The organism is Streptomyces sp. NRRL WC-3549, assembly GCF_000721935.1.
Taxonomy (GTDB): domain Bacteria; phylum Actinomycetota; class Actinomycetes; order Streptomycetales; family Streptomycetaceae; genus Streptomyces.
Window position 1 is genome coordinate 181782 of the sequence record NZ_KL585394.1, and the last position, 2960, is coordinate 184741.

At 73.5% G+C, this 2960-nt stretch carries 2 protein-coding genes; one reads left to right on the forward strand and one right to left on the reverse strand.

What is annotated here, in order from left to right; genetic code table 11:
• On the forward strand, positions 1–1727 hold a 1727-nt coding region (locus tag IH13_RS0111530; protein WP_158791133.1), incomplete at its 5' end, for a tetratricopeptide repeat protein.
• A 66-nt stretch (positions 1728–1793) separates the two neighbouring features.
• On the opposite strand, the gene IH13_RS0111535 is transcribed toward IH13_RS0111530, so the two are convergent.
• Positions 1794–2735 carry a CPBP family intramembrane glutamic endopeptidase gene (locus tag IH13_RS0111535; protein ID WP_324605172.1) on the reverse strand — a complete coding sequence of 314 codons (942 nt, stop codon included), beginning with the start codon at positions 2733–2735 and terminating at the stop codon, positions 1794–1796.
• Positions 2736–2960: the final 225 nt, after the last annotated feature.

Here is a 2960-nt window from a genome sequence, read left to right on the forward strand (position 1 = left end):
TCAGAGATGTGTATAAGAGACAGCTCCTGGAGGGCCTGTCCCGGGCCGGGCTGCTCGCCCACGTACGCGGTTCCCGCTACCGGTTGCACGACCTCGTACGGGAGTTCGCCCAGGCCCGCCTGGTCGACGAGGAGACCGCCGAGGAGCGGGGCGCCGCGCAGGAGCGCCTCGTGCGGAACTACGCGGAGCTCGCCGACGCGGTGATCCGGATGGTGGACGGCAAGATGTCCACCCGGGCAGGCCAGTTCGGCCCCCACGGCTTCAGTTCGCTGGACGCCGCGCTGCGCTGGCTGGACGACGAGTCGAGCTTCATCACCGCGGCGCTGCGGAACGCGGAGGGCGTGGACCAGCGTGCCGTGCTGCACCTGCTGGGCGCCCTGTGCGACTACTGCCTGCTCCGCGGCGACCTGTACCGGCTCGGCGAGATCAGCGAACTGACCCGGGCCGTCGACCGGGGGCTGCTGGAACGCTCCGTGCAGTGGCGTACGGGCATCGCGGCCCGGCAACTCGGTGAGCTGGACAAGGCGCGCACCACGCTGTCCTCCGTCGTCGGCCTCTACCGGGACGCCGACAACGACGCGGGGGCGGCCCTGGCGCTCTGCTCGCTGGGCATCACCCTGCACCACCAGGGCAACCTCACCGAGGCGTCGGCCCGGCTGCGGGAGGCGATCGGCCTCCAGGCGTCCGACGACCAGGCCGAGGACCGGGCCTGGTCGATGCACGCCCTGGCCGCCGTGGAACGCGACCGGGCCAACCTCGCCGAGGCGCTGACCCTGCTCGACACCGCGCTGGCCCTGCACCGGGAGGGCGAGTCGCTGCACGGCGAGGCCTGGACGCACTTCCAGCTGGGCCAGGTCTGCCTGCGCCTGGGCGAGGTGGACCGCGCCGAGGAGGAACTGTCCACCGCCCTGGAGCTGTACGGCCGCACCCGGGACGAGCGCGGCGAGGCATGGGCCCTGACCCAGCTGGCCCGCGCCCGGCTGCTGGACGGCGACGCGGCCCCCGCGGTGGAGCACTTGCGCGAGGCGCTGGCCCGGCACCGGGCCAACGAGGACGCCCGGGGCGAGGCCTGGACCCGGTACTACCTGGGCCAGGCCCTGGAGGAGGACGGCGACACCGATCAGGCCGTACGCGAACTGGAGCGCTCACGCACGATGTTCTCCCGGATGCGGGACGTGTACGGGCTGGCCTGCGCCCGGTACCACTCGGGCCGGGCCACCCGCGACCAGCGGGCCGCGCGGACCGGCAACCTGCGCAACTCCGGTTTCGCCCGGCAGCTCCTGGTGGACGCCCGGGCCGACTTCCGGCGGATCGGGGTGGCCCACGGGGAGGCCTGGACCTGCCTGGAGCTGGCTCTGGTCGACGGCGGCAACAACCGCACCGCCCAGGCACTGGAGCTGTGTGACGAGGCGATCGGCCTGTTCGCCTCGTACGGGGACGCCCGGGGCGGCGACTGGGCCCGCTTCCTGCGGTGCACGCTGCTGCCGTACGCGTCACCGGGCGGCAGCGAGGTGGGTACGGCGGTCGCCCAGCAGGAGCTCGCCGACCTGGCCGGCGCCGCCCACCCGATGCGGGACCCGAAGCTGACCGACTGCGCCGACGCCTTGCGGGTGATCCTGGACCGGGGGGTGGACCTGGAGGACGGCTGGCAGGCCTGGCGTCTCGGGCTGACCCCGTCCCGTCAGGCCCGTGAGGTCATGGGCGTACCGGTGGGGGCACGGCCGTGACCGTCCGGTGAGGGGGCGCCCCGGGCGGCGGCCGGGGCGCCCGGTCGGGCGCGGGCCGTCCCCGCCTCAGCCGGTCGCGTGCCGCTTCGCGCCCGTGTCCGGCACCGGTGGGCAGCCGAGCCGGCCGCGGGTGACGACGAGCAGGACGGTCGCCACGGCCACCGAGCTCACCAGGAAGGCGTGGGTCGCGTACCTCGCGTCCAGCGACGGGAACATGTCCGTGAAGACGACGGAGAAGTAGTTGTTGACGCTGGTGTGCAGCAGCATGGCCAGCAGCAGGGCCTGCCGGGTGTGGTTGAAGATCCAGGTCATGACGAAGCTGAAGGCGGTCGTGGTGACGACGAACTCCACCGGGGTCCACCAGACGACGTCCTGGCCGCCCCAGTCGCTGAGGTAGAGCGGCAGGTGCCAGGCGCCCCACAGCGGGCCGAGGACCAGGGTCCCGCGGACGGGGCCGAACCTGTCCTGCAGCCGGGGCATCGCGAAGTCGCGCCAGCCCGGCTCCTCGGCGACACCGGTGGTGATCATCTGCAGGACCAGGCCGGGCAGGAACGCGGCCAGCACCGCGGCGCTCGGCATGACGGGGCTCTCGCCGCCCAGGGCGTACAGCGTGAGGACGAGCACGAGGGGCACACTGACGATGATCGAGACCCACCAGCGCCAGCCGACCCGCCACTTGGTCATCCGGCCGGTCCAGGCGCGGAGTCCGGCACGGCCGTCGGCGACCGCGGTGACGAGGAACGCCGACAGGATCGGGCCGAGATAAGCACCCGGGAGCACCCCCAGCAGCTGGGAGCCGCCCGCTCCCCCGGGGTAGGTGAAGTCCAGCACCCCCTGGCCGTTCCGGGACAGGATGTACGGCGTCCAGGCCACCCAGCTCAGCACGAACGCGAGCAGGAAGAACCAGGTCAGGGGGCGGCGGCGGATGGCCGCCCGCACGCCGGCGGGCGGCTGCGGGGCGTCGTACGCCGGGGGAGGGGTGTTGCCGAGCTGTGGCTGGATGCTCACCGGAGTTCCTTCATCGGTTGCCTGAACTGACGTGTCAAGCACACCGGTTGAGGGGCCCGCCGGGCATTCCCGCGGACACCCGGAGCTCCGGTACAGCAGGCTGTACCGGAGCGGTCGTGCACACACCGCCCCCGCGGTCAGCCGCGGGCCAGGGCGCCGACGGCCGGGACGCGCAGGGCCCTGCGCGTCGGCACCTCGACGGCGGCGAACGCGATACCCGCCACC